This is a genomic window from Natrinema sp. H-ect4, from assembly GCF_041894845.1.
GTDB lineage: Archaea > Halobacteriota > Halobacteria > Halobacteriales > Natrialbaceae > Natrinema.
Map to the genome: position 1 here is coordinate 30,439 of NZ_JBHDYC010000009.1, position 21,954 is coordinate 52,392.

23 protein-coding genes are annotated in these 21,954 nt (G+C 61.7%); 15 read left to right on the top strand and 8 right to left on the bottom strand.

Going from position 1 to position 21,954, the window contains the following annotated elements:
* The first annotated feature begins 62 nt into the window (after positions 1 to 62).
* The 6 genes from ACEWFR_RS12715 (at position 63) to ACEWFR_RS12740 (ending at position 8,425) form a co-directional block, all read left to right on the top strand.
* A complete protein-coding gene (locus tag ACEWFR_RS12715; protein ID WP_374061384.1) occupies positions 63 to 3,137 on the top strand; it encodes a hypothetical protein in 3,075 nt (1,024 codons plus the stop codon).
* Between the two features lie 178 nt (positions 3,138 to 3,315).
* Positions 3,316 to 3,888: a hypothetical protein gene (locus tag ACEWFR_RS12720; RefSeq protein ID WP_374061385.1), complete on the top strand. Its 573-nt coding sequence runs from the start codon at positions 3,316 to 3,318 to the stop codon at positions 3,886 to 3,888.
* Positions 3,885 to 4,937, top strand: coding sequence for a hypothetical protein (locus ACEWFR_RS12725; protein ID WP_374061386.1), 1,053 nt, complete (start codon positions 3,885 to 3,887; stop codon positions 4,935 to 4,937). Before ACEWFR_RS12720 ends, ACEWFR_RS12725 begins: the two co-directional genes overlap by 4 nt.
* Before the next feature lie 393 nt (positions 4,938 to 5,330).
* Positions 5,331 to 6,170 (top strand): hypothetical protein, encoded by an 840-nt coding sequence (locus tag ACEWFR_RS12730; RefSeq protein WP_374061387.1) that lies wholly within the window; start codon positions 5,331 to 5,333, stop codon positions 6,168 to 6,170.
* Positions 6,171 to 6,290: 120 nt separating this feature from the next.
* On the top strand, positions 6,291 to 6,608 hold the full coding sequence (locus ACEWFR_RS12735; RefSeq protein ID WP_374061388.1) for a hypothetical protein: 318 nt from the start codon (positions 6,291 to 6,293) through the stop codon (positions 6,606 to 6,608).
* Between the two features lie 2 nt (positions 6,609 to 6,610).
* On the top strand, positions 6,611 to 8,425 hold the full coding sequence (locus ACEWFR_RS12740; RefSeq protein WP_374061390.1) for a ribosome biogenesis/translation initiation ATPase RLI: 1,815 nt from the start codon (positions 6,611 to 6,613) through the stop codon (positions 8,423 to 8,425).
* Positions 8,426 to 8,479: 54 nt separating this feature from the next.
* On the opposite strand, the gene ACEWFR_RS12745 is transcribed toward ACEWFR_RS12740, so the two are convergent.
* Positions 8,480 to 9,001, bottom strand: a complete 522-nt coding sequence (locus tag ACEWFR_RS12745) for an archaemetzincin family Zn-dependent metalloprotease (RefSeq protein WP_273737153.1) — start codon at positions 8,999 to 9,001, stop codon at positions 8,480 to 8,482.
* A gap of 39 nt (positions 9,002 to 9,040) precedes the next feature.
* Here ACEWFR_RS12745 and ACEWFR_RS12750 point away from each other — a divergent pair, with 39 nt between their 5' ends.
* From ACEWFR_RS12750 to ACEWFR_RS12760, 3 genes are all read left to right on the top strand, one after another.
* A complete protein-coding gene (locus ACEWFR_RS12750) occupies positions 9,041 to 9,445 on the top strand; it encodes a UPF0146 family protein (protein ID WP_374061391.1) in 405 nt (134 codons plus the stop codon).
* A gap of 193 nt (positions 9,446 to 9,638) precedes the next feature.
* Positions 9,639 to 10,268 (top strand): DUF3267 domain-containing protein, encoded by a 630-nt coding sequence (locus ACEWFR_RS12755; protein ID WP_374061392.1) that lies wholly within the window; start codon positions 9,639 to 9,641, stop codon positions 10,266 to 10,268.
* A gap of 40 nt (positions 10,269 to 10,308) precedes the next feature.
* Positions 10,309 to 11,190, top strand: coding sequence for a TIGR01548 family HAD-type hydrolase (locus ACEWFR_RS12760; RefSeq protein WP_374061393.1), 882 nt, complete (start codon positions 10,309 to 10,311; stop codon positions 11,188 to 11,190).
* 28 nt (positions 11,191 to 11,218) lie between these two features.
* Here the strand turns inward: ACEWFR_RS12760 and ACEWFR_RS12765 are convergent, their stop codons facing one another.
* Together ACEWFR_RS12765 and ACEWFR_RS12770 are read right to left on the bottom strand one after the other, a co-directional pair.
* On the bottom strand, positions 11,219 to 11,671 hold the full coding sequence (locus ACEWFR_RS12765) for a response regulator (RefSeq protein ID WP_374061394.1): 453 nt from the start codon (positions 11,669 to 11,671) through the stop codon (positions 11,219 to 11,221).
* A 117-nt stretch (positions 11,672 to 11,788) separates the two neighbouring features.
* The gene (locus ACEWFR_RS12770; protein WP_374061395.1) at positions 11,789 to 12,376 is read right to left on the bottom strand and encodes a Rieske (2Fe-2S) protein; all 588 of its coding nucleotides are present in this window, start codon (positions 12,374 to 12,376) and stop codon (positions 11,789 to 11,791) included.
* Between the two features lie 132 nt (positions 12,377 to 12,508).
* Between ACEWFR_RS12770 and ACEWFR_RS12775 the strand changes: the two genes are divergently transcribed.
* The 3 genes from ACEWFR_RS12775 to ACEWFR_RS12785 all read left to right on the top strand — a co-directional run bounded on the left by ACEWFR_RS12775 (position 12,509) and on the right by ACEWFR_RS12785 (position 14,282).
* Entirely contained in the window at positions 12,509 to 12,802 is a 294-nt protein-coding gene (locus ACEWFR_RS12775) for a hypothetical protein (RefSeq protein ID WP_374061396.1), read from the top strand.
* Between the two features lie 144 nt (positions 12,803 to 12,946).
* Positions 12,947 to 13,372 (top strand): universal stress protein, encoded by a 426-nt coding sequence (locus ACEWFR_RS12780; protein WP_374061397.1) that lies wholly within the window; start codon positions 12,947 to 12,949, stop codon positions 13,370 to 13,372.
* Between the two features lie 82 nt (positions 13,373 to 13,454).
* Positions 13,455 to 14,282 carry a GNAT family N-acetyltransferase gene (locus ACEWFR_RS12785; protein WP_374061398.1) on the top strand — a complete coding sequence of 276 codons (828 nt, stop codon included), beginning with the start codon at positions 13,455 to 13,457 and terminating at the stop codon, positions 14,280 to 14,282.
* Positions 14,283 to 14,304: 22 nt separating this feature from the next.
* On the opposite strand, the gene ACEWFR_RS12790 is transcribed toward ACEWFR_RS12785, so the two are convergent.
* The 5 genes from ACEWFR_RS12790 to ACEWFR_RS12810 all read right to left on the bottom strand — a co-directional run bounded on the left by ACEWFR_RS12790 (position 14,305) and on the right by ACEWFR_RS12810 (position 19,502).
* Complete coding sequence (locus tag ACEWFR_RS12790) at positions 14,305 to 14,748, bottom strand: DUF2391 family protein (protein WP_374061400.1); 444 nt, start codon at positions 14,746 to 14,748, stop codon at positions 14,305 to 14,307.
* A gap of 51 nt (positions 14,749 to 14,799) precedes the next feature.
* The gene (locus ACEWFR_RS12795) at positions 14,800 to 15,540 is read right to left on the bottom strand and encodes a hypothetical protein (RefSeq protein WP_374061401.1); all 741 of its coding nucleotides are present in this window, start codon (positions 15,538 to 15,540) and stop codon (positions 14,800 to 14,802) included.
* A 132-nt stretch (positions 15,541 to 15,672) separates the two neighbouring features.
* Positions 15,673 to 17,058, bottom strand: a complete 1,386-nt coding sequence (locus ACEWFR_RS12800) for a sodium:calcium antiporter (RefSeq protein ID WP_374061402.1) — start codon at positions 17,056 to 17,058, stop codon at positions 15,673 to 15,675.
* Between the two features lie 80 nt (positions 17,059 to 17,138).
* Positions 17,139 to 17,804: an AIM24 family protein gene (locus ACEWFR_RS12805; protein WP_374061403.1), complete on the bottom strand. Its 666-nt coding sequence runs from the start codon at positions 17,802 to 17,804 to the stop codon at positions 17,139 to 17,141.
* 102 nt (positions 17,805 to 17,906) lie between these two features.
* On the bottom strand, positions 17,907 to 19,502 hold the full coding sequence (locus ACEWFR_RS12810) for a GMC family oxidoreductase (protein WP_374061404.1): 1,596 nt from the start codon (positions 19,500 to 19,502) through the stop codon (positions 17,907 to 17,909).
* Between the two features lie 107 nt (positions 19,503 to 19,609).
* Between ACEWFR_RS12810 and ACEWFR_RS12815 the strand changes: the two genes are divergently transcribed.
* The 3 genes from ACEWFR_RS12815 (at position 19,610) to ACEWFR_RS12825 (ending at position 21,950) form a co-directional block, all read left to right on the top strand.
* Complete coding sequence (locus ACEWFR_RS12815) at positions 19,610 to 20,314, top strand: alpha/beta hydrolase (RefSeq protein ID WP_374061405.1); 705 nt, start codon at positions 19,610 to 19,612, stop codon at positions 20,312 to 20,314.
* A gap of 103 nt (positions 20,315 to 20,417) precedes the next feature.
* On the top strand, positions 20,418 to 21,419 hold the full coding sequence (locus ACEWFR_RS12820; RefSeq protein WP_374061406.1) for an LEA type 2 family protein: 1,002 nt from the start codon (positions 20,418 to 20,420) through the stop codon (positions 21,417 to 21,419).
* Positions 21,420 to 21,485: 66 nt separating this feature from the next.
* Positions 21,486 to 21,950, top strand: a complete 465-nt coding sequence (locus tag ACEWFR_RS12825; RefSeq protein ID WP_374061407.1) for a pyridoxamine 5'-phosphate oxidase family protein — start codon at positions 21,486 to 21,488, stop codon at positions 21,948 to 21,950.
* The last annotated feature ends 4 nt before the right edge of the window (positions 21,951 to 21,954 follow it).

The window sequence follows — 21,954 nt, forward strand, 5'->3', positions numbered from 1 at the left end:
ATCATCCTTGATAACTAAAATATCATGTATGCTTTTATGAAGTACCCACTATTAAGCTGAAAATGGCCGACAAGGAAAGGTGCAGGTGGGGAGATACCCGCGATCGGGACACGCGTGCCGCGAGTCCGCTCGTCGGGATCATACTGTTGTTCGCACTCGTGATGATAGGTGCGATGCTGGTCTTCGTCGCTGGGTCGGCGATGTTCGATGCGATCCAGTCGGAAGCCGACAGGGAGCAGACACAGCAGTTCATGCTGGAAACCGACCATCGGCTTTCGACGGTCGCGGAAACAAAGACGGAGCAGGTACTCCCCGAAGGCGTGGGGCCATCTGACGTGAACGGCAACGGCGGACAAATCGAGGTCGCCTGGTACGCCAACGGCTCGAGTAGCGACCCGTGGAGCGACGCGAGCTGTTCCGTTAACGACAGTCTGGGAACGCTCGAGTACGAGCAGGCCGGCGGCACGATCGCTCACCAGGGCGGTGGCGTCTGGGAAACCACCAACGGTCAAACCCGCATCGTCTCCGAGCCCGATATCGGATACGATAACGACACGCTCCAACTGCAAATCCTCCAACTCGACAACGATGATTTCGGCGGCTCCGAGGCGGTGGCTCGAGCTGATCACAGTAAAGCGACGGATCTCACCCGCCGGATCAACAATGTCTCCACCCGGTGCAACGACAGAGCGAACGTCGCTATTCGAATTGAGAGCGAGTACCACGATGGATGGCATCGGTTTCTCGAGGACTCCCTCGGTGAAGATGAGTACGAGGGAGTGACCGTAACACAGACGGGCGATACTGTCGAAGCTCGGATCGAGGAGATCAGAGAGCCAATCGACAGTCCGACGCTTCTCATCGAGGAGGACGAGGGCGTTACCGATAAGCCTGCGACACGTGGAGACCATGTCGTCACGGACGGAAACAAACTCAGGTTCAATGCAAAACTGAACAACACCGGCAATACGACAGCTGATGCCAGCGATGGCCCAATGCGCGTCGTTATTGACGGAGGCGCGGTTGTCGTTGACGATGGCAAGGGTGTTCCTGGGGGACAGACCAAACTAATCACAACGAAAGTGAAGCCAAAACAGTACGAGGACGTTCTGACGCCCGGACGGACGTACGAGTACACGATCCACACGCTCAATGGATCTGGCGGAATCGATGACACGCTAGACGAACCTGGTGAGTTCTATCTTGGCAAATCAGGTGCGAACTTCAACGTGACCAACATCGAAACGACGCCGACTGGTGACAGTAATGTTACCATCAACGCTAACGTTCGGAACAGTGGTATTGAAAATGGGACACAGAACGTCATGCTTGACTTCCCTTCCCTCGGTGTCAGTGACACGGAACAGCTTTCTCTCGAGTACGGTGCGACGGGAAGCGTCAGCTGGACGATCAACGAGAGTTCCCTCCCCAGTCGCTCTAACGTGTTTAATGTCGAGACGAGTGATACGGACCTGAGCGAGACGATTGTCGGGACTGGAGGGAGCGGTAAAGAGGCGTTCATCGTCGTTGAGGACAAAGGAGTCAGAAACGGACAGATCGTCTCAAGCGATGGTCCATTCACGGTCGAGGGGACGGTCCAGAGCACGTACGCAGCCGAGGAAACGCGAGACGTTACGTTAACCATCCCGGATGCGGACGTCAAACTCCCGAAGAAGAAGACGCTCGAGAGTAGTGAGGAGGAGACGGTTACATTCGGGGTCGACCCATCCGTCGACGGTGACTTCGAACCGGGAACAGTCTACGAGTACAATATCAAGGCTGATGGTGACGGATTACGGACGAATGGATCGTTCTACTTTGGCGAACCTGGAACTCACTTCGAACTCTCGAATGGGAGCGTCGACGATGACAACGTCACGATCCGTTTCGATATAGAAAATACCGGGATCGATCCCGGCAATGATCCGGCTGTCACTCTCGATCTTGAGTATCTCGATGGGGAAACACCCGATGAATACGGTCGAAAAACGAGAACGATCAGTGAAGAGTTCAAAATTGGGCAGAGCGGGACAATCGAGTGGCCGTTGAACGAAAGTCGCCTCCTCGGCGGGGAATATCGCGCGACGGTCACTACAAATGATGATAGCCTCACGACGACGTTCAATGTGTCTGCCAAATCAAACTCCGGAAAAACAGGAATTGGCGTAGGCGAACCAGTCGCGGCGAATGTCACTGTGTTAGGAACACAAGTTTCGACAGAACAGTCAGGTTATTCTTGGACCGGACCAGTTAATGATCATCATTTAATTCCCGTTGATCTCTCTGTCGTCACGGAAAGTGGTGGAGAGCGAACTGTTCACCATCGGTTCAAAAATAAGATGGGGGGGGATAACATCAATACCTATGATTCTTGGCAAAAGAAGGGTGGTGATGAGTGGACAAAGCCGATTTCAATTGAAAAAGACGATATCAAAGGCAATGAGGTCACATTAACACTATCGTCAACCTCAGAACAATGTTTGTCCAGTTGGTGTCATAATAAGGAAACGGAATCAGGAGGATATACACACCATTACAGTGACGATATCGATAATAGCGATCCATGGGTTGATGTTGACGCTACGGCCGATAGAAGTCTTCAGAACGTCCGAGTCCGTACTCACAAAAACGATACTGTCCCAGAACTCCGTGCGTACCACGACCTACAGGTGAGTGCAGACGAAATATTAGCTGAAAAAGGGCTATGGGACAACGAAACTCAAACACTTGATTTAGGCAAAAACGAATATATATTCCTCTTTGAGATGACCAGCCAGACAGATAGTTCCGGTACTGATTCACTTTGGGATGACGCGCAGAACACGGATGGATACGGCGATCCGAATTTTAATGACCTGATCGTCTACGTCGATATCGAGCGAGCAGGTGTTGCTGTCGGAAACCCATACGAGCTGACGCTCATTCCAGAGATCAGTGATCCGCCCGAAGAGGCCACCTCCGGTGAGGGCAATGAGGCAGGGGGTATAGAAGGGAGTGGCCCGACGCTCGAGGGCAACGCCAACGATGGCGTCGGTCCCGGTAAACTCGAGTCTGGAACCGCTGGTTTAGACAACGATGGGAGTCTGTCCAGCGACACCGGCGTCAACGTCGACACCAACAGCATTGTGATTGGATAGCGGACAGCTGGGAAACAGGTAAATCGAAAGTGCTTTTTCTGATTGCGAGCCATTAAACGGAGATGCGATCTGTGACTCTGTTAGAAAGTGTTTCTGACCGTTAGTCCCAATCCTGTGTACACTGATCAGCAACAAGCATTATATATCAATAGAACTGTTATTCGTATTGATTAGGGGGATGGCGACAACAGGCGAGAGCCAATCGGCTACAGCAGGGCCAACAGAGCGGGACGATCAGTCTCGAGAGGGCGAGATTTTCGACCTGCTGAGCAACCAGCGTCGCCGATACGCCATCCACTACTGCAAGCGCGAGGACGAACCCGTCACGCTCGGCGATCTCGCCGAACATGTCGCCGCCTGGGAACTCGAGAAGGAGGTCGAAGCGATCACGTCGGCCGAGCGAAAGCGCGTCTACACGTCGCTTCAGCAGACGCATTTACCGACGCTCGAGCGAGCCGATATGATCGAGTTCGACGATCGAACGATCGAACTCACCGATGAGGCGGCCGAACTGGACGTCTATCTCGATATCGTCCCAGGCGACTCGGTCCCGTGGGCTGTCTACTACCTCGGGTTAACTGCGGTCGGCTCGGTTGTGATGGCGGGGCTGTGGCTCGAGGTGATTCCGACCGAGACGGTTCCGGAACTCGGCTGGGCGACGGCGATATTCGGGCTGTTTGCCGTCTCGGCGGTCGTCCACGTCGTACAGAATCGGCGGATGCGACTCGGTGAAATGGACCGGCCACCATGACGAACACGGTCACGAAACTCGGGATTGTGTTCGTGTTGCTCGGGACAGTAGCGATGCTTGCACCGGTGCTCGGAATATCGTCGCTGACTGCCGACAGAGGGGTACAGGTGAATGCAGCTGAAACGCCGGCGACGGCGTATCTCGGCATTACGGATCAGGAGACCAGCGAGGTCACTCGTACCTGCACGGGATTCTTCACGAGACAATGTGAGAGCAACGAAGTCGACGCTATCGAACTCGAGAACAACATCCAAAATTCGTTCGGTTCGATTACAGTCGAAGTCGCTTCGGTGAGCGGGGCAGACGATTCGATTTTACAGGTGGCTAACGATGGCGAGCTGTCAACGCTCGATCCGGAAGACCCGCTGCAACCGGTGAGCCTAGCGTGTGGAAACGGCGGCGGAACCGCCAGTAACGCGGAGGTGACGTTCCTGATCGACGCGGAGGGATCGGGACTTTCGGTGACCGAAGCCACGTACACCGTCGGCGGGATTTCGTACGATTGCGACGAAGACGACAGCGCCGGCGACGGAAAACTGACCGACGATCCGATCCCGATTAACGACCCTGACATTGATCTCCAGGTCGTCGAAGGGACGCCAGAAGCCCTCGCACCGACTGGATACGACGACGGACAGGGGAACAGCAGAGTCAATTTCGAACTCGAGAATACTGGTACAAACGATGCAACAGTGACTGGAATTACGGTAACCGATGCCAGTGATTCGACACACATCAATATGCTCGATGATGGATTCATCTTCCCCATCGCAGGCGACGAAGTCACGGTTGATGCGACTGGGACGATCAACCTCGAGGGCAGTCTGCAGGTCGGGACCAACCGGTACAATTTGTCGAGCCCCACGGCGATCACGAACGGAGAATCGGTCGTCGTCGATATCGAACAGTTCCGTGACGGCGAGAACGGAGGCACCTATAATCAGGTGGATATGCAAGGGAAAACCGTCACGCTCGTCCTGTATGTCGAGGGTGCGAATTCGAACGAGCCAAACGAGGAGATACCGGTCGAAATCACTCTCGATCTGTGAGACTCGCGGGAGGGGGTCGTCGGTTCGTGAAATCGCGTTCTGCAGTTCTACCCCGGTGGTTCCGGGATAACAGTCCGACGGAGCACGACGTGTTCTCTCAGAATCGGCGTTCGACACAGAAGTAGTCGTGAGAGTTGTTACAGAACGCTTGCTGCACAGCAGAGACGGTACTTTGATTAGGTCAACCGAAAGAGGGAGCTGATCTTTCGTGTGATGAACGGAATAAACGCAGTAAACGATTTGGAAGATAGACCGTCCTTTTATCCTGATTGTCCGACGGGATAGGTACGCTATACTAGGTCACGACGGAGCCGAGGATGAGGCACGGCAGACCGAAAGCATACCGTGTAGCGGGGGACAATGGGCAAGAATCCGATCACGAAAGTTGGTGCTGTGGTACTGGTAGTGGGGACGCTCTTACTCGTCGGCCCGTCGTTCGGGTTCAGTTCGTTCGCGGCCGACCGCGGTACCGACATCCGGACCGCAGCGGATTCGAACGCCTACCTCGGTATCGAGAGCGCGGGCGACGTAAGCGGGACGGAACTACGAGCCGACAGCGACCCGCTCCGCGTCGGAACCCTCGTCAATAACGTCGACGAATCGCTCGAGGTACAGGACGTGACGATCCAGTCCATCGGCGATGGGAGCGTCGACGATAGTCTCTTGGCCGTCGCATCGCCGACGACCGGGGATACGATCGCCGCCGGGGACGCAACGAACGTCACAATCGACTGCGCGGCAAAGCAGAGCGTCGGTCCACAGAACGTTGTCATTCGCGTCGACGGCGTAGAGGGGACGACGATACGTATCGCGGAGCCGACGTTCAACGCGACCGTCGATATTCAGTGTGGTCAAGGGAAGTTTACCGGGGCCGCAACGTTCAACGCGAGCGACGTCACCACCGATAGTACGACGCAGACGGTCTCGTTTAGCGTCGACGGGCTCGGCAACAAAGGCGTCGCGACGATCGACTTCTCCGATCCGCAGGACAACGGCGGCGTCGACTACAGTAGTGTGACGGACACCGATCTCACGGTCCAAGGCGGCAAGGGAGGTGTATCGTTCGACTCGCAGTCGTCACAGCTTACGTACACCGCACAGGGCAACGAGAAAGGAACCGTCACCATCGAACTCTCGAACATCGATGTCGACGGGCCGACCGGTGAGTCCTCCCAAGTGACGTACTCCGACACCAGCGATCGTACCGACGGAGATATCTTCGAAATTAGGTGATCAGTTGTCTCCCCTCGAGTCCGCACCGTCAGCGAGGCGGGTCGAGTGAGACGCCGCAAACGGGCACCGGTTCGTACACAATGCGAACGCCTTTTTAGCCCCGCTCTCGGACGTTCCCCTATGTCGACCGAATCGATCAGCGACCGACGCGAACACATTCGCTCGGTCAGCGTAACCGCCCTGTCCGCGCTGCTGGGCGTCGGTGCGGCGCTGGCCTCCGCGTCCTGGGTCGGAGTATCCAGCGCCGCGGCCCAGAACACGGAGGCGCTCGCGTTCGTCCTGGGGGCGATCCTCGTCCAGTACATTCTCATCAACGTCTCGGGGATCTACGGCGAGGACGAGTTCGGGGCGAAACACTACCTGTTCATCGCGTTCATGACCTTCTCGCTGTGGTTCGTGACGTGGGGCATTCTGCTGACCGCGGAGTTCTCGGGGTAACCATGGCGGATGACAGCATCGCCGTCGTAGACTTAGACCGGTGCCAGCCCGATCGGTGCAGCTACGAGTGCAAGAACTACTGCCCGCCGAATCGAACCGGAAAGGAGTGTATCACCCTCCGCGGCGAGGAGGCCGCCGAAGGCCAGCCCGAACAGATCCACATCTCCGAGGAGATCTGTCTGGGCGAGACCTGTGGCATCTGCGTCGAGAAGTGTCCCTTCGACGCGATCGAGATCATCAACCTCCCGCAGGAACTCCAGGACGAGCCCGTCCACCGCTACGGTGAGAACGCCTTCTCGCTGTACGGCCTGCCCGCGCCACAGGAGGGCCAGGTCACCGGCATCCTCGGTCCCAACGGAATCGGGAAGACCACCGCCGTCCGCATTCTGGCCGGCGAACTCGAGCCCAATCTCGGCCGACACGAGGAGGAACCGGGCTGGGATGAGGTGCTCGAGGCCTATCGAGGGACCGAACTGCAGGACTACATCGCGGACGTGCGCGACGGCGATATCACGATCGCGCGAAAGCCCCAGTACGTCGATCAGATCCCGAACAGTTTCGACGGGAACACCCGACAGCTGCTCGAGCGAACCGACGAGCGCGATGCGCTTGACGAACTGGTCGAACGGCTCGAGATTGGGCCGGTCATGGAGCAGTCGATCGACGACCTCTCGGGCGGGGAGCTCCAGCGGGTCGCCATCGCGGCCACGCTCGCCCGCGATACGGACTTTTACTTCCTCGACGAGGTCACGCCGTATCTGGATATCGGCCAGCGCGTGACTGCGGCGCGGCTGATCCGTGAACTCGCCGAGGAGGAAGGCAAGTCGGTGCTCGTCGTCGAACACGACCTTGCGATTCTCGACTTGCTCGCGGACACGCTCCACGTCGCCTACGGTGAGCCGGGTGCGTACGGCGTCATCACCTCGCCGAAATCGGTCCGCAACGGGATCAACGAGTACCTTTCGGGCTACCTCGACAACGAGAACATGCGGATCCGGCCAGATCCCATCGAGTTCGAGGAGCACGCGCCCCGAACCGAAACCTACGGCGACCCGCTCGTGGAGTACCCCGACCTCACCAAGAGCTACGGCGAGGGCGAGTTCTCCCTCGAGGTCGAGGGCGGCGGGATTCGCGAGAACGAAGTGCTGGGAGTCGTCGGTCCGAACGGGATCGGGAAGTCGACGTTCGCGAAGTTGCTCACCGGGAACCTCACGCCCGATGGCGGCGACACCGACCTCGATCTCGATATCTCCTACAAGCCCCAGTACGTCACGATCGACCAGCACATGCGGGTCGACGCGTTCCTCTCGTCGATCACGGACCAGTTCGGTTCCTCGTACTGGAACACCGAGATCGCCCAGCCGCTCCAGTTAGAGCGGATCATGGAGCAGAACCTGTCGGATCTCTCCGGCGGCGAACGCCAGCGGGTGGCCATCGCGGCCTGCCTGTCGGACTCGGCCGACCTCTACTTGCTCGACGAACCCTCGGCCCACCTCGACGTCGAACAGCGGGTGCAGGCCTCCAAGGCGATTCGGCGCTATGCCGAACAGCAAGACGCCACCGTGATGGTTATCGACCACGACATCTACATGATGGATCTGCTCGCGGATCGCCTGATGGTTTTCGACGGCGAGCCCGCGGTGCACGGTCGTGCCGGCCAGCCACAACCGATGCGCGACGGCATGAACGAGTTCCTCGCGAACCTCGAGGTGACCTTCCGCCGGGACGAGCGCACCTCGCGGCCGCGGATCAACAAGCCCGACTCGCAGCTGGATAGTCAGCAGAAAAGCGAGGGCGAGTACTACTACGCGCCGTAGGCCGTCGGCTCGGAATTCGGCAGTCGGTACCGCGTCAATACTAGCTGGCAGGTATTAGCTAATAAGTCGCTGACAACTCCCGCAGAGGTTCTCTTCTTTGATGTCGACCTCGCGGACCGTCGGCGAGAAGTTCATCACGCAGCGGTTGTTGTCGCAGTGCTCGAGGCCGTAGGTGTGGCCGATCTCGTGGACGATCTCTTTGCGGACGCGGTCCTCGAAGATGTCGGCGGCGCTCTGGTTCGAGAAGCCGCCGTCGCTCGAGGTCTGCAGCCGATAGGTGGAGACGACGCTCCCGCTACCGTCGAGGTAGGCCAGTCCGAAGACGTAGTTGCGCCGTCGGTAGAAGAGGTCGTGAGGGGTGATCGCGATGTTTTTGGTGCCGCGGCCGACCCGTTCGGCGAGTTGAATGAACGTCTCGGCGGAGTACTGGTTTCGATCGGAGTCGTAGGCTCCGTTGGGGACCGACTGCGAGTCGTTGACCGTCACGTCGCAGTCGTAGACCGATCGCAACGCGGTGGAGGCCGCCCGCTTGACCTCGGCGGGGACGTTGCCGACCGGCACGATATCGACGAGCATAGCAAGGGCTATGGCCGCGGGTGGCATAAACGTCCCGCCGTGGCCCACTCTCGCCGGAATCTCGAGACGATGAACGAGTACCTCGCGAGCTATGAGCGTGCCGTCGAGATCGGGATCGGCCGCCGGAGCGACCCCGCTCGGGCGCTCGCGGAACGGGGAGTATCGGTCACTGCGACCGATATCCACGACCGCGACGTGCCGGAGGGAGTGCGGTTCGTCCGCGACGATATCGTCGATCCCGACCCCGCGGTTTACGCGAGTGCAGACGTGGTGTACGCGCGAAACCTGCCGCCGGAACTCCACCGGCCGGCGCTCGAGGCGGCCCGCAACGCCGACGCCGATTTCGTGTTTACGACGCTGGGCGGTGACCAGCCCGCAGTGCCGGTCGAACGGAAGACGATCGCGTCGGGGACGCTGTACGTCGCTCGAGCGCTGCCCGAGTGAGCGTGATGAGCAGACACGACCGTGAGCCGGACACGTGTGCCGTGGGCCGGACACGTGTGCCGTGAGCCGGACACGTGCGCCGTGGGCCGAACCATGTGATATCGACACAATCGCGAGCCAGACACGTGTGAGGCCGACACAAGCGTGAGATCGGCACGAATGAGTTATTTGAAAGCAGTTCATTTCAACGATCGTGAACGCCGAGTACGTCATCTACGCCGTCGTAATCGCGGTCGCCGTTGCGGTGCTGGCGGCGGTACTCGTCGGTATCGTCGCCCTCGTTCGGCTCCTGCTCCGACTCTTTACGCTCCCGGGCGTCGTCGTCCACGAGTTCGCCCACAAACAGGCCTGCGATCTCGTCGGGGTCCCCGTCCTCGAGGTCGCGTACTTCCGGTTCGATGATCCGCCGGGGTATGTCCAACACGTCACGCCCGAGCGGTATCGGGCGTCGTTCGTCGTCAGCGTCGCGCCGTTTCTCGTCAACACGGTGGTCGCGTTCGCTGCGTTCTTGGGTCTCACAGCGCTCGTCACGACGGTCGGTGATCTCCGGACCGTCTCGAACGGGACGATCGCCGCCGCAACCGTCCTCGGCTGGCTGGGGCTCTCGATCGGGATGCACGCGTTTCCGAGCAGGGGGGACGCGAACGTTCTCTGGACTCGGTCGCGCGCCGAGTGGCGGAGGTCGCCGAGGGTGTTACTCGGTGTTCCGATCATCGTCGTGATCTACGTCGCGAACCTGCTCTCGTGGCTCTGGGCGGACGTGCTCTACGCGATCGGCCTGTTCATCCTGGCGGCGTGGGTCATGGGGCTCGGCGGGCTTTGAAATCGGTCTCTTTTATCCCCGTCGGCCCGTTCGGACGGCTATGAACGCAGATGCCGTCGTCCTCGATATCGACGGGGTACTCGTCGACGTGGCCGACTCCTACCGGCGAGCGATCGTCGAATCCGTCGACGCGGTCTACGACCGGACGATCCGCAAGGACGACATTCAGTTGTTCAAAGACGCGGGTGGGTTCAACAACGACTGGGAACTGACGGACGCCGCCGCACTCTACATCCTCGCGACCGAGGAAGGCTATCGCGACTCCCTCGAGGAATACACCGACGGAATCGCCGCCGCGGGCGGCGGCCTCGAGGCGGCCGAAACCGTCGTCCGCGAGGCGATCGGCGCGCGGGCGACCCAGCGCGTGACGAACCGCTGGGACCGCGAGCGGCTCCGGGACGTCTTCCAGCAACTGTACCTCGGCGACGAACTCTATCGCGGCCTCGAGGGCGGCGAACCCGACCTCGAGCGCGAGACGCCGGGCTTCATCCACGACGAGCCGGTGTTGCTCGACGCCGAGGCGAGAGATCGGCTGCTCGAGGGGTACGACGTCGGCGTCCTGACCGGTCGGCCGGAAGCCGAAGCCGAGATCGCGCTGGACCGAGTCGGGCTCGACGACGCGATTCCGGTCGAGCACCGCTTTACGATGGACGACTGGGAAGAAGGAAAGCCCCACCCACGGGCGTTGACGACGCTCGCGGAGCGATTCGACGCCGAGTCGGTCGTCTTCGTCGGCGACACGCTGGACGATATCCGGACGGCGGTCAACGCCGGCGACGCCGATTCGACCCGGGAGTACCGCGGAATCGGCGTGCTGACCGGCGGGCTGACCGGCGAGGAGGGACGGCGGAAGTACGAGCGCGAGGGCGCGGCGGCGGTCATCGAGTCGATCAACGCGCTACCAGACCTGCTCGAGTCGTAGCCGTCTCGAGCGGGGCGGTTCCGACCGTCTAGGGGGATTGTTCGCCGGGGAGACGCACGAAGGTCAGCCAGAAATTTTCGAACGAGCGGCCGAGATCGATGAATTCGTCCGGTTCGACCGGTTTCTGGACGTACGCGTTCGCGTGGAGGTCGTACGAACGGGCGATGTCCTCTTCCGACGCCGAACTCGTCAGCACGATCACGGGGATCGACCGCAACGCCCGTTCGGACTTGAGTTCGGAGAGGATATCGGCGCCGTCGACATCGGGGAGGTGCACGTCCAGCAGAATCATGTCCGGACGCGGGCTCTCGGCGTGATCGTTGCGCTGGTAGACGAAATCGAGCGCCGCTTCGCCGTCGGTGACCGTGTGAATGTCGATTGCGATGTTTGCGTCCTTGAACGATTCTGAGAACAGCCGCGCGTCGCCGGGGTTGGGTTCGACCAGTAGAATGGTGATCGCATCCTCGATCGGTGGAGACATACACCTGTTTGGATCGAGTCGGAAAAGAAGTATACGGGTATCAAAGCTGAATGTACTCGTTTGCTCACTGTTATCGACAGGCGACGGCGTCGCGACCGAACGAATCGGTCGAGCCGATCACGCGACCGGTCCGTCCAGTCGGTGGCATGACTCGAATCGATCGTCTAGCAGGTAGACGGTCTCGTCGCGAGCGGTCACGGCGACGGAGTCGAGCGTCGCACCGCGGCACGGTCCCGCCGTGCAAACGCCGTCATCGCACTCGAAGCGCGCGCCGTGTTCGTGACACACTAGGTGGTCGTCGCGGACGATCGCGCCGGAGCCGGGATCGAGTCGAACCGTCGGCCTGTGCGGACACGAGTTTCGCCACGCGGACACCTCGTCGCCCGTTCGTCGGAGGATCAGTTCGATTCCCCGATTCCCGGCCCGAGCCTCGCACCGAAGCGTTCCGTTCGTCGGAACGGCCGCGAGCGGAGCGATGCGTCGGGGGTCGTCGCTCGCCGCCGCCGACCGTCCGGGAGCGATCTCGTCGGTTTCATCGGCTCCATCAGTCGCATCGGTTTCGTCGCTGCTCGAGCCCCCATTTCCTCCGTCGACGCTGAATCGAAACGTCGCGTCGTCGGTCGAGACGTCGCCCTCGTCGTCGTAGACGCGAACGGAGGTGGATTCGTCGCGTCCCTCAAGCGTTACGCGGACGGGATCGGTCATACCCCCTATTTTCGGTCAGCCTAAAAGTACGTTCCGGACCGAGTTGACATCTCCGGAATCGTGATCGAGCGATCGAATTCGGCCTTCGAGAACACGCGATATTCCTTTAGGGACGACGGGTGAACGACACGTATGGACGAGGACGTCACCGTCGACATTGAGGTCGAAGTCGAAGTGGACTCAAACGAACTCGAGATCGAGGTCGGCGACGAACGAGAGTTCGAAGGTGAACTCGAGGCGAACGGGCTGACGATCGAAGTCGAAGCGGAGATCGAAGTCGAAGGCGAAGGCGACACGAGCGAGGAATCGACCGGTGGAACCGACGGGGACGAGAAGGCAGCGGAAAGCGAAGCCGAAGAAACGGAAGCCGAGGAAACGGAAGCCGAAGAAACGGAAGCCGAGGAAACGGAAGCCGAAGAAGACTGATCGGACTCGTGTACGTGCTGGCGCACGGCTGAACCTCACCTCGAGTTCGTCAGTTCTCGAGTCTCGCACGTATCGAAACTGCTGAGTGCCGAAACGGTGAGAGCCAGAGCGGGTTTTATTGTCACCCCATCCGAACGTCGGGCCATGTACCGCGTGTTAATCCCGGTCGATACGAACGAGGAACGTGCGCTGGCGCAGGCTGAATACGTAACGTCACTGCCGAACGCCGCGGAATCGGTCGAGGCCTATCTCCTGTTCGTCTTCACCGAGGACAGCGACGATCTCCCACAGGAGTTCGAGACGTTCAAGTCGGCCTCGCGGATCGGTTCCGTCCGCCGCGCACAGGAGGCCCTCGAGGACGCCGGCATCGAGGTGACGATCCTCGAGGACAGCGGCGACACGGAAGACGACATTCTCGCGGAAGCCGAGGCCTACGACGTCGACTCGATCGTTCTCGGCGGCCGAAAGCGCTCGCCGGTCGGGAAAGCGATCTTCGGCAGCACTACCCAGGGAATTATTCTCAGTTCGGATCGTCCGGTGGTCGTCACCGGCGGCGGTGGAGAGGAATAACACACTTACGGCCGGGCAGACTCGGAGCGTCGCTTGTTTCCGCCGGCAGCCATCTTATCCGGAACGGGACCGTTCATCCGGTATGGAAATTCGGGAACCCAAACCCGACGAAGCCGAGCGGATTCTCGAGGTCGTGGACAGTTCGATGACGAGTTCGTTCAGGCTCAGTCCACAGCAGATCGACGGGATTACCGACGGTCAGTTCGCCGACGAGGCCATCGCCGAGAAGATCGACGACGAGGACACCCAGCTTCACGTCGTCGAAACCGGCGAGGAGATCGAGGGGACGATCATCGCCGGCTTCGTCGAGGGCCGCCTCGAGGACGAGTGGGGCGAGGTGAACTGGCTGTTCGTCGACCCCGAGCACCGAGGCAAAGGTATCGGAACGGAGCTGTACGAGACCGCGACCGAGGCCCTCCGCGACCGCGGTGCCGACCACGTCTGCGTGACCGTCCTCGAGGCCAACACCGAGGGTCACCAGTTCGTCGAACGGTTCGGTCTCGAGCACGACGGCGACCGCCGTATCGAGGTCGCCGGCGAGTCCCTGGTGAAGTACGTGTACACGGATTCGGATATCGACGTGGAGCTCCCGACGGAGTCGCGGGCGGATGAATCGGACGCAGAGACGACCGAATTTCCCGAAACGGAGACGACGGACGGTCATCTGACGGCGACGAACGACGACGGGAAAACGGTGTACATCGCTCGCGACGAGGAGGAGTCCGGCACTGCGGCGTCATTTCACGTCACCTACGAGGACGAGGCCCACGAGGAACAGTACGGCTACTACTGTGCGAACTGCGGCTCGCTCGATGTCTCGATGGACAATATGGAACGGCTCGAGTGTCGCGACTGCGGGAACGCCCACGCGGAGCGATCCAAGGAGTCGTACGACGACTCACACCTCTGACGTCGAGGGTAGCCAAGCGCCGTTACTTCGCAAAGATGCTGTCGGCCGTCGCCGCGCCGATGACGCTGAAGACTGAACCCACGGCCACGGCTTTGAACGTGACCTCGGCGAACTCGCCGTTCGTCTCGGGCTCGAGGAACGTCTCGGGAGCACCGAACAGGAACGCGAGGATGGTGACCGAGCCGAAGGTGACCAGCATCAGCGAGATGAAACGGATCGGGATCCCGGCGACTTCCTGTTCGTCGTCCGCGTCTCTGGTCGTGTCCGCCTTGTACAGCGCCGCGTAGCCGATAGTGAAGACGATAGCGACGATCGCCAGCGCCTGCAGGTCGTGCATGTTTCCCGCGAGCGTCCAGACCTCTTCGGTGACCACGAACGGACCGGCGAGCAGGAACCCGCCGACGATCTGCTGGGCCGAGTCCGCGAGCCGGAAGTCCTGCGGACGGCGCGGCCGGCGAAGCTTCATAGCGGGAGATTACGGTGGAGCGATAAAACGGTCCCGTTTGCGGCGGCGGGCTTACACGAACAATAGCAACGCGGCGTATCCTGCCGCGCCGCCGGCGAACGCCCAGAACCGGCTCTCGCGATCCGACGGCAGTTCCTCCTTGATCACGTTGAGTATGATTCCGCCGGCCAGAAACGGGACGGACACCGCGACGAGGAGTTCGACCTCCTCGAACGCGTACCCGACACCGGCACCGGCGATCACCGCCGCCGACAGTATCCACCGGCCGCGGCGGTGGTACGTCCGCCCGTGGTGATCTCGGAGGCTATCGTCCGTGACGAGAAAGTGCAGCGCCATCGCGACGGCAAACAGGAGGACACTGCCGAGTTCGCGGTCCCACAGGAGGTAGCCGATGATCGCGTTGTAGGCGGCGAACGATCCGACGTGGATCCAGAAGACGCCGGTTCCGGCCGATTCGACGATTCCGTCCGGATCGGTATTCGACTGCCGAGTGAGCTGTTCGAGGCCGTAGAAGGTGACGAATCCGAGCAGCGCGATCAGATACCCGTGGTGTTCGGCAAAGGCGGTCGGGTCCCCGCGTTCTGCAAGCGTCGCCGCCGCGTCCCCGACGTCCGGAAGGAGGTGAACGAAGACGTACGCGACCGAGATGCCGCCGGCGATCGACAGCCATCGGCTTCGGGGTACCCGGCCGCTGACGCCCAGTCGGCCGGCGAAGAGGTGAATCAGGGCGAGGGCAATCGCGATCGCGAAAACGATCACAGCGTCGGATCGTACCGGACCGATCGAAGGCATCGACGGTGACGATACCACCGCCGCAAACGTAGGTCTGTGGCCGGCCGATTCATACGGTCTGCTGTAACGATTTACCGGTGCGACCGCAGGCCGTATCGCGGTCGCACCGGAACTGACTGACAGCAGTCCGTATCAGTCGTCGACGCTTTGTGGTCGATCTCCGCCAATCGGCATCGCGTCGCCGACGGTCCCCGCCGTCCGCTGGATGAGACGGCCGAACGCCCGCCGCCGGCTGACGAACAGTACTGTCCCGAGGACGATGTAGATCGCGCTGTAGACGAGCAACAACTCTGTGCTCGAGACCGGCAGCGTCGCGTAATCTCTGATGATGATGAACTCAAGGAGGACCTGCGAGAGGAACAAAACGAGCAGGGTGAGCGCTTCTCTGACCGAGATTTCGAACCGGACTAGCAGCGAGACGGCGAAAAATGACTGGGCGGCGGTCAACCAGATCTCCGCGGATTGCTTGAAGTCGAAGGCGAGCACGCCGTAGCGACCCAGCGCGAGTGAGTGAACGACGACGAGGGTCCCGATGAGCAGCGTCCACTGGTTGAGTTTCGACGAGATGAGCGCGTTGAAGCCCGCCGTCGAGCGCGCCTTATTCACGAGGTAGACGACGACGATGAGTTCCGGCGCTTCGGATGCCAACGGCGCGATCCACTGGATCATGAAAAAGGAGGGGATGCCGACGCTCTCACCGAGGGACTCGAGCCCGTGTGCGAAGGGCTCGACGGCGGTAAAGATCATCACGCCGGAGTAGGCAAAGAGCACGAGGACGGTCGCGATTCGGCCCGGTCTCGAGAAGCCCTGGAGGTACGCCGGGACGCCGACGTGGTCCATATCCGGTTCGACCTCGCCACGGAGGATGACCGCGATATAGCAGACGTAGAGGCCGACCAGAAACAACATGTCGAAGACGTCGATTCCGCCGTTGAGCGGGACGAGGAACGCCCAGAGCGTCGCGATGAGGAGGAATACGATCTCGAGGCCGATCTCTCGATCAAGGATGACGACATCGGTGAGGAAGCCGGGACGGTTCTCGACGGCGGGATCGGCCGACGACCCCCGGCGGAAGATCGTAAAGAGGGCGATGCCGGCCCAGCCGATGCCGATGAGGATCCGGTTCGCGCCGGTCATGTTGGCGACCGCCAGGTTGCCGGCTTCGATCCCTCGCTCGGTCCCCGCGAATACGCCCGCGTTCCACGCGTACAGCGCGTCGACGGCGTACTCGGGCGCGACCGCCAACACGGCGAGGACCGCGATCGCGAACGCTCGTGGCACGTCCTTTTCGGCGGTTTCGGCGGCCCACGCGAGGAGGAACGCCGAACCGAGGACGGTGAGTCCGGTCACGGTCACCGTGCTGAGCGTCGAGAGCGTTCGGAGCGCAGCCGGCGCTCGATACTCGAACCCGAGGGCCGTCGCGAGCCAGGGGAGGAGATCGGTGGCTACCACCACGGCGACCCAGGGGAGTGTCAGTGCGACCGCGGCCGAAATCGCGCCGAGCGCTCGTCGTCTCATGGAACTCGTCTCGAAACGGGTACCGAACGAACGGGCATACGTACTGCGATCCGATGTTGATACTGCCTGCTACTGCGGCGCTACTGCTGTGGTGTCCGTTCCTCGTAGGGCTGGACGACGACGAATCCCTCCGAGCCGGTGAACTCGAGCTGGTAGGTCTCGTCCGAGGACTGCCCGATCATGTTCGAGAGGGCGCTGTCGACGTGACTACTGGGGGTGGTCCCGCTCCAGGCGACGGTCGCACTGGGATCGGTCCTGACGGGAGGTGTCAGGACCAGCGGTTCGCCGTGGGTCGTGATCGCGACGCTGCCGGGACCCTCGAGGAAGACGTTGGTCATGCCGCCGGCCGAGAAGCCGGCGATGCTCTTGACGGTCCGAATCTCGTAGTTCACGCTCGACTCGAACGCGAGCACGTCGTTCCCGTTGACCGAAATCGACTGGCCGGCGTCGAGTTCGAGGAGCTGGATCTTCTTTTCCCGATCCGCCAGATAGAGGTGACCCGTACCGGTTGCCTCCATCACCGGCGTTCCCTCGCTCGTGGCTTTCTCCTTGAGGAATCCGGTGATTCCGCCTTCGGCGGAGGACTTCCCCTCGAAGGAGATGTCCCCGTCGTACGCGATCATCGATCCGGCCTTGGCAGTTACCGAACCGTCGAGGTCGACGTCCAGTAGCTTGCCGTTCTCGAGCTGGAAGGTCTCGCCGCCGTCTTTCGGTTCGTTCGCGCTGACGAATTCATCGACGTTCATGGTATCTCGAGCCAGACGGCTCTCCTGACCCTTGGGCCGGAGCGGAGAAATAGTTACTGATACACCACTTTCAGGGCGACGTGAACGACTGCCCGGCATCGATCAGGCACCGTTCCGAACGAAATCAGCCGCCCGCTCTGCGATCATCGTCGTCGGCGCGTCCGTGTTGCCGCTCGTGATCGTCGGCATCACCGAGGCGTCGACGACGCGCAGCCCCTCGATCCCGCGGACCCGGAGCCGGTCGTCGACGACGGCCATATCGTCGTCGCCCATCTTGCAGGTGCCGACGGGATGGTACAGCGTCTCGGCCGTCTCGCGGATGTGCTCGATCAGTTCCTCGTCGCTTTGCACATCGGAGCCGGGGAGGACCTCCGCCCCGCGATACTCGTCGAACGGCTCGGCCTGCAGGATCTCCCGGACCAGTTTGACCCCCTCGAGCAGCACCTCGAGATCGTCGCCCTCGGTCAGATACTGCGGGTCGATGGCCGGTTCGTCGAAGGGGTCGGCGGACTCGAGCGCGATCCGGCCGCGGCTGTCGGGACGGAGCCGGAGCGCGCCCAGAGAGAAGCCGTGCCCGTCGGGGTTGTCGAACCCGTGATCGACGAAGTACGACGGGGCGAAGTGAAACTGGATATCGGGCTGGTCGGCGTCCTCGGCGACGGTCGCGAAGCCGCCGGCTTCGGCGATGTTCGAGGTCAGCGGGCCCGTCTTCAACGTCAGGTATTTGAGCAGGTTCCGGATCGAGTCCGCGTCGGCGAGACTGATCGACTGTTCGCACTCGTAGTTGACACCGACCTGCAGGTGATCCTGGAGATTTCGGCCGACGCCGGGAAGTTCTTCGACGACGGAAATACCGTGTTCCGCGAGGTGGTCCGCCGGGCCGACGCCGGAGAGCATGAGCAGGTGGGGCGAGTTGACGGCACCGGCCGAGAGGATGACCTCCTCGGTCGCATCGACCGTCGCGGGACTCCCGTCGGCATCGTCTCGAGCGTACGCCACGCCGACTGCCGTCGTCCCGTCGAAGCGGATCCGCGTCACCCGCGCTCCCGTCACCGCGGTCAGGTTCGGCCGATCCAGCACCGGTTTCAGGTACGCGTCGGCGGCGCTGTGGCGACGGCCGTCCTCCTGGGTAACCTGGTAGAAGCCGACCCCGTCCTGTTCGCCGGCGTTGAAGTCCTCGTTACGGGCCAGGCCGCCCGCCCGTCCGGCATCGACGAACGCCTCGCTGAGTTCGTTCGGCGACCGGAGATCGGCGACGTGGCGCGGCCCGCTGATCGAGTGGTACTCCGAGGGGCCGCGCTCGTTGTCTTCGGCCCGCATGAAATAGGGGAGGACGTCCTCGTACCCCCAGCCGTCGTTCCCCAGATCCGCCCAGTGATCGTAGTCCGCGGGCTGGCCGCGCACGTAGATCATCGCGTTGATCGAACTCGAACCGCCCAGCGTTTTCCCGCGGGGCCAGTAGAGTTCCCTGTCGTGCAGTTCCGACTGGGCCGCGGTGTGATAGTCCCAGTCGACCCCCGACTGGAACAGGTCCGAGAACGCCGCCGGAATGCCGATCTCGCGGTTCTCGTCCGGCGTCCCGGCCTCGAGTAGCAGTACCTCGGTGTCGGCATCGGCCGACAGCCTGTTCGCGAGCACACACCCCGCCGGCCCCGCGCCGACGATGACGTAATCGGCGGCCCGGTCTTTCCCTGACATGTTACCTCATACCATATCGCGAGACTGTAATAAACGTTTCACTGAGAGAGCGACGACCGAGATGACAGGTGGGACTATACAATGAGTCCCCGAATATGCCGACGCGTATGCAACACGAGGTGTTCAACGAGGTGGGAGACCGCGACCTCGTCGTCGTGCTGGGGTGGGGGAACCGGATCGAACACGAGAACGTGCGGTGGCTCGTCGATCGGTTCGTCGAGGCCGACTACCGCGTCACCGTCTTTCAGTTACCGACCGTCGTCACCGACTTCGAAACGGAGTGGGTGAAACCGATCGTCGACGCCGTCGACGAACTCGAGTCGTACCGGCTGCTCACCCACAGCACAGGCGGCCTCGTCGCCGAGTATCTCGAGGGGGCCGAGCACCGAGTCTACCTGAGTCCGTGGTGGGGGTTCCACGCGGACATGCGGAATCCGATCGTCTCGCTGGCGATGACGCTCCCCCTCTCGCGATCGATTCTCCCGACCGGGGGTACAGAGCGCGAGATGCTGGGCGAACTCGCCACCGACCGGCAACTCGAGGAGACTCCCGACCGCGTCGCGCCGACCTTCCTGCGGGAGGCGAAACGCGCCCAGTCACACCTGCCGCCGTTTCAATTCGAGGCGACCGGCGTCGTCTTCTACACGCCCGACGACGCCGTCGTCAGCGCCGCGGCGATCGAAGAGCGAGCGCCCGAGGCGAACCGAATCGCCTACGAGGGCGGCCATCAGCTGTTCGACTCGCCCGCGCGGGACGAGCACATCGAGACGGTCCTCGCGGCGCTCGAGGACGGCCCCGCGGCGCTGCAGTGACCGCGGTAGTCCCGTCCGTGACCGGGGAACGATCACCCCGGATATCAATGGCCTGAACGTGTAACGCGACGCCGGAACTACGGTCGCGTGGAAGCGTCTGCAGATGGTTCGTCGCAGAACGGGACTCGTACTGTTTCTCGCAGTCGTCTTGCTCGTCGCAACCGCAGCCTACGGCGTCCTCGCGGTGGACCGGCCGCAGGTCGAATCGGTCGACAACGAGTGGGGAGCCGTCACGAACGACCGAACCGAAGTCGAGACACGGATCGGCGTCGACAGTCCGCTGTTGCTCCGCGTCGGCGACGCCGCGGCGGACATCTCCTATACGGTTTCGATGAACGACATCGAGTTCGCGACGGAGCGAGAAAATCGCGTCTCCCTCGATGGCGACGAGAGTACCGTCAGTGTCTCGACGTGGCTCGATAACGACGAGATTCCGGCGTGGTGGGTATCCCATATCAAACGCAACGAGACGACGACGGTGCGAGTCCAACCTGACATCGTCGTCGACGTCGCCGGCATCCGCCTTCCGGCGGACGAGTGGACGCGCACTCGAACCGTCCACACGGACCTGCTCGATCCGCTCGAGACGAACGAGAGTCAGGAGTTTCAGGCGTACGGTCGGACGGTGATGGTCGTCGACGAGACGAACGCAACGTGGGGGAACGCCACTGCGAACCGAACGCCGATCGACGCGTCGGCGACGGTGACCAACCCGACGCCGATCCCGGTACCGATCACGGAGATCAGGTACACGGTCCAGTTGAACGGAATCGTCGTCGGAGCGGGCACCGCCGCCGAACGGACCGTGCTGGAGCCCGACAGTACGCAATCGCTCGAGGCGACTGCAGCCATCGATAACTCCAGGCTCGACGAGTGGTGGGTCACGCACCTCCGGAACGACGAGGCGTCGAACCTGACCGTCGACTTCGACGCGACCCTCGAGTACGGCGGCGTCGAGCGCACGATCCCGCTCGAGTTCATCTCGTACGAACGGACGTTCGAGACGGACCTGCTCGGCGCGGCGGACTCGAGTGCGAACGAGTCAGCGGGGAACGAATCGACGGGGAACGAGTCGGCGAGTGCGATGAGACCGGTCGATCCGTGAACGTCGATCCGCCAAACCAACCACCGGCCGGTCGGCTTTTTTGGACTCCGCCACGTGTACCCGGACATGACCGACTTCCGCGGCACGTGGACCGAAGACGAGGTCGAGGAGTTCCTGCAGGAGGCGACGATCCCGGTCCGGATCGCCACCCGACGGCCGGACGACTCGCCGTGGGTCGTCACGCTGTGGTTTCGCTATCGAGACGGCTCGCTCGAGTGTGCGACGGGAGCGAACGCGGACGTGGTACGCTTCCTCCGACGCGATCCCGAGGTCGCCTTCGACATCTCGACCAACGACATCCCCTACCGCGGGATCAGGGGGAACGGAACCGTCGAACTCTCATCCGATAGCGAGAAGACGCTCTTGCGGGCCCTCATCGAGCGATATCTCGGTGGGACGGAGTCCCCGCTCGCACAGCGACTGCTCGACGACGACCGCGACGAGGTTCGCATCCGACTCGAGCCGCGAGCGGTCTACAGCTGGGACTATAGCGAACGGATGGGGAAAGGCACGAGCGAAAAATCCGAATAACGTC